Genomic DNA, 5088 nt, shown 5'->3' on the forward strand with positions numbered 1-5088 from the left:
GTTATCTCTAGCGCCGCATCAGGATGAAGGCACGGTAGGCACGGCGTGTCGGTCGCCCTGTCCCTCATGGTTATCTAATAGCGTCTATGCCACAGGTGGGACAGCCATAGGAGTGGCGATGTCGTGTGCTGTAGAGAAGGTCATTTCACCGACGACGGGGCAGTCGGGTTGGGTGATCGTGGACGAAGAATCCATGCGCCCGGTCGCGGAGGCTTCCGAGTGGGTGCTGTTCATGCAAGGCGCCGGAAGGTCACCTCAAACAATCCGCGCATACGTTCCTCGGGTCTGTTGGTTCTTGAACTGGACTGCCGGTCGCGGACTGGATTGGCACGAGATTCGTGTAGGTGAACTCACTCGTTTCAAATTCGCCGTCGAACACACCCCAACCGTCCACTACCGGCTGCGCTCCGGCAGATCGGTCAACGCAGTGATGACCGCTGTCGTCGAATTCCTCAGGTTCTGCGGAATGCGTGGATTGGTCTCCGCAGATGTTGTTTCTGGGCTGTCCCAGCCCAAGTACCTGGCCTACGCACCCCGCGATTTCCACGAAGGTGAATCCGGTCAGCATCGGCTGATTCGTGCCAGAACCCTCAAAGCGCCGGAAGTCGTAAAGCCTCCGGAAATTATTACTGAAGAACAGTTTTCGCATGCTCTGAACTCCGCGAACACCGAACGAGACCGTTTTCTGGTGCTGTTGCTGGTTCGTTCCGGACTCCGAATCGGAGAGGCATTGGGTTCGCGCCGTAGCGACCTGCATTTCCTTCCGACCTCGGTTCATCTGGGATGCCAGGAACGTGGACCTCATGTTCATGTTGTTCGGCGTGAAGGCAATTCGAACGGTGCCCGCGCTAAAGGACAATCCCGAGTCGTACCGGTCAGCGACGAGGTGGTCACTCAGTATCGCGAGTACCTTCTCGAACGAGACAGCGTGCCCACCGCAATGACCTCGGACTTCGTGTTCGTCAACCTTCTCGGGCATCACGCCGGTTCGCCGATGTCGTATTCGAACGCAAAACAGATTGTGGAAAGGATCGGCAACCGTGCCGGTTTCCGATTGCGGCCCCACATGTTCCGGCATACGGCAGCCACAATCTGGACGCGCAACGGCACCGGTATCGACGTGGTTCAGTCGTTGCTCGGTCATGTGAGCCGAGCATCGACCGCGATCTATCAACACCCCGACGCGGAGGACCTGAGGGCGGCAGTGGAAAGAGTGGGCATATGAGCATCACCGCTCTACCCGTCGAGTCAAGAGCCCTCTCGACTGGAAACGAACAGACCTGGAAAGCGTGGTTGATCGAACGAATCGACCCGCAATGGCGAGTCGCGGAATGGGATTCACGCCGACAGGTATTCACCGGAGACGTCGACAACGAAATGACAGCGGTCTATCTGTGCCGAGTCGACCGATGCATGACGGTCGTGGAAATCTTCGACCGCCGTTGCAGGCGGTGCGAACGCCACCGCAAGCTCAACGGGACCTCACCTTCATTCTTCGACCGGACATTCGACCCCGATTCGGTTCCACGAAGAGACGAAAAAGCCTTTTCGAAAGTCGATTTCGAACTCAGTGAGGTGAACGGCACTGTTGCGGCGGAGATTATTTACGGAGTGCAGCAGCGTGACCGTGATCAGATCATCTTGGTTCCGATGCGGATCCGCAGCATAGTTTCCCACCTCCCACCGGATTGTCGCTCACTGCTCGATGTCGCCGGAAATCGCCAGTTCGAGAAGGCACTCGGAGCTGCAGCCGGTGGTGTGTTCCGGTCGTTGGTCACACATCTGCAGCGGGCGCACGTCGTGTACTCCGGTACTGATCCCACCATGGCCGACGTGTGGAAACCTGCCGTCGTGGGCCTGCAAGCTGCTCCGGACCGGCGATACAGTGCGGCCGGTGGCGTTGTGGACTTCCGAGAGATCAGACAGCGATGGCTTCGAGAGATCACCAAACAATTCGGCCGCGAGGTACGCCCACCCGTGACGACACTGCGGCACACCGTTCATGCCGCCGAAATCGCTTCACGGCAACTCTCGCTGCGCACGAACGGCGATCACCCCGAACTACTCGACCACGGTGACATGAGCGCTGTCGTCGAGGGTTTCCGCACCAGCGCCGATCGAGAGGGCAAGCCCCATTCCTTCACCCATCGACGATCATTGCTCGGGTGGTGGCGCCGACTTCTCGAGTTCTCACGCCGCACGGGCGCAATGGATGACATCCCCGGCTCCTTCGCACTCGATCTGCGTTCGCACACAATTGCCCAGGTCGAGACCAGCGAGGACGACTTCGGACGCACGATCCCCGAACATGTCATCGCACAACTCGATCAACACCTCGAGCTGCTGGGTAGGCACTCCACGTACTCCGCGCCGGGCTGGAACCCTGACGACTACGCCATGATGTATCAGACGGTCTACCAGATCATCCGGGACACCGGTCGACGCCCGAGTGAGATCGTCGGGCTCAAACGCTCATGCCTGGACTGGGTCGACGGCAAGCCCACACTCGTCTACGACAACCGTAAACGTCGCAGAATGGGGCGTAGATTGCCGATCAGCACTGCAACGGCAACCGTGATCGACCAATGGCTCGACCACCTTCAATCGCTGTCTGTTCCGGACACACTGTGCGACTGGCTCTTTCCCACGCCGGGAACCCGCAACAACATTCGCCGCGGGCACTTGAGCGGTGCGCAGTTCGGGTCCCGGGCCTTCGCCATCTGGATCGATGCAATCCCGGAACTTGTCGACGAAAGACTCGACGATGACGGAAACCCAGCTCTCTACGACAGATCAATGATCACTCCTTACGGATTGCGGCACTCCTACGCTCAGCGGCACGCTGACAACGGCACACCGGTGGACGTCCTACGCGAATTGATGGATCACCGCAGCGTCGACACGACCATGGGATATTTCTCCGTCACACTCAAACGTAAACGCCAAGCCACCGAGGAGATTTCGAAGTTCGCGATCGACAGGCACGGACGACCGGCGGGATTCACGTCGGTAACGGAGTACGAGCGACAGTCGGTGGCCGTGCCCTTCGGAAACTGCACCGAACCCTCGAACATCAAAGCCGGCGGCCAACACTGCCCGATCCGATTCCAGTGCGCAGGATGCTCCTTCTACCGACCGGACCCGTCCTACCGGCCCGCAATCGAGCAGCATCTCGCAGAGCTGCGCACAGACAAAGAAACTGCAATCGCCACCGACTCCGCGTCGTGGGTGATCACCAACTTCGACGCCCAAATTCACGCGTTCACGGACGTCATCTCGTCGATGGACGCAATGCTTGCCGACCTGCCCGCAGACCAACGCGCGGTCATCGACAACGCCTCCCGCGAACTGAGGAAAGCGAGGACCGCAGCTGCCTTCATACCGCTCGAGTCCGTAACCACCCACACGAACGAGGACGAACAACGATGACTGCCGATGACCGTGACATACGAACCCAACGGCTCATCGCCTCCCGTCGACGTGACAGCGCTGACAAACAACGCAGAACGCTGACAGTCATCGCCGACCTCTCATCCGCTGGCGAACGCATCAACATCAGCGAAATAGCGCGTCGCGCAGGCGTTTCTCCATGGTTCATCTACAACACCGCAGCAATTCGAACCGCCGTCGAACGCGCCACAGAAGAGCACTCCCACACCGCCACCAGAAGCAGCGCCGGACGCACGTCCGCTACGGCGGACAGTCTTCACGCCGAACTGTTGATGGCGCGTGAGGAAGTTCGGGCGCTACGAACGGACCGAACCAAGCTCGAGACCAAAGTGCAACTACTACTCGGCAACCAACTCGAACACCTGCCGCACGACACACTGCTCGCCCGTATCCACGAGCTCGAACAGATAGCAGCCGAGCTGCGCTCGGACCTCGACTCCGAACGCAGACGCGCCGACACCATGACAACACGAACCGAAGAACTCCAGGACGAGCTCACCGCCGCCCGCGCCTCACTCAAAAGGATGGTTCAAAGCGTTTCTCCAGCACGACGAATCGAAGCAATCGGCACATAAGAACACACCCCAGCAAGCATCGGAATCTACGCGGAACTGTGAATCAACACGCGGACAATACGGCAGACATCGCATCCTTCTCTGCTTGAGTCACCCACAGGCGGTAGACCGACTTCACCGTGATCTGCTTCGAGACGTAGGTGCATCGGTACGCCTTGTTCGGGGGAAGCCAGGATGCGGCATCGGAATCAGACTTCTTCGCGTTCGTCGGTCCATCCACCGGGATCAGATTTCGGGGATCGTTCGCCAGATTCGTGCGCTCCTGAAGACTCAATTGTTGCGCACCCTTCTGCCACGAATCGCTCAACGCGACCACATGGTCAATCTGAACTGCAGTCGAAGTATCCTGTCCCCGAACAAAATTGATCGTCTTTCCAGTGTAAGGATCAGCCAACGTGCCAGAGAGAACAACACATTGCTTCTTTCCTTCTTTGAAGACCACGTCAGTCAGCCGCGAAGCCAACAGATTATTGCGCGTATCGCACCCGTCATGCCCGAACTCCACATCGACATCATCAGACCATGCCTGACCGAACTGATCTCTGCTGTAACCAGTTTTCGGAGCACGCCCCTTCACCGGAAGCGTCTCCAACAGCGCAACGGAAGAAGCCACATCAACATCGTGCTGACCGACAGAGCTCTCCACAGACAACGATCCTGCTGGGATCACATCCGCCAACGTCGTACTGCAACCGGAAATCGACAACCCGACCAAGGCAGTGACGGCAACCAGGAGGGAACGGGAACGCACCAAGCGACTATGCAACGTGAAACTCCTAAATCATATGCAGTGCAGAGGATCTACACTCTTATCAACAAAACTCATGAGGATGATGTCGGGAAAACCCGACATCAGACCAGTCGTGCTACACATCCACCGAACCCAATCAACCGGCCACATGCGTGATTGAACATGCCATCGTCCCTATCCGTGCGGTCGAATCGGTCGACCGTCACACGACCTGACCATCGTCACTCACATAACTCACACCGTCGACATCGAACGATGGAGCCCCTACCAGCGAGGTTTTGAGATATGTCAAAACTGCGTGCAGATAATGCG

General features: G+C 58.2%; 4 protein-coding genes. 3 read left to right on the plus strand and 1 reads right to left on the minus strand.

Annotated elements, in window-relative coordinates:
- From ASU23_RS06940 to ASU23_RS06950, 3 genes are all read left to right on the plus strand, one after another.
- Positions 1-1225: tyrosine-type recombinase/integrase (locus ASU23_RS06940; RefSeq protein ID WP_172827031.1), on the plus strand; the 1225-nt coding region annotated here is incomplete at its 5' end.
- A complete protein-coding gene (locus ASU23_RS06945; RefSeq protein ID WP_058037609.1) occupies positions 1222-3429 on the plus strand; it encodes a site-specific integrase in 2208 nt (735 codons plus the stop codon). The genes ASU23_RS06940 and ASU23_RS06945, both read left to right, overlap by 4 nt.
- Positions 3426-4025, plus strand: coding sequence for a DUF6262 family protein (locus ASU23_RS06950; protein WP_047269065.1), 600 nt, complete (start codon positions 3426-3428; stop codon positions 4023-4025). Before ASU23_RS06945 ends, ASU23_RS06950 begins: the two co-directional genes overlap by 4 nt.
- A gap of 43 nt (positions 4026-4068) precedes the next feature.
- On the opposite strand, the gene ASU23_RS06955 is transcribed toward ASU23_RS06950, so the two are convergent.
- Entirely contained in the window at positions 4069-4671 is a 603-nt protein-coding gene (locus ASU23_RS06955) for an HNH endonuclease family protein (protein ID WP_253741238.1), read from the minus strand.
- Positions 4672-5088 lie beyond the last annotated feature (417 nt).

It is taken from the genome of Rhodococcus sp. KB6 (assembly GCF_001445685.1).
GTDB lineage: Bacteria > Actinomycetota > Actinomycetes > Mycobacteriales > Mycobacteriaceae > Rhodococcus_F > Rhodococcus_F qingshengii.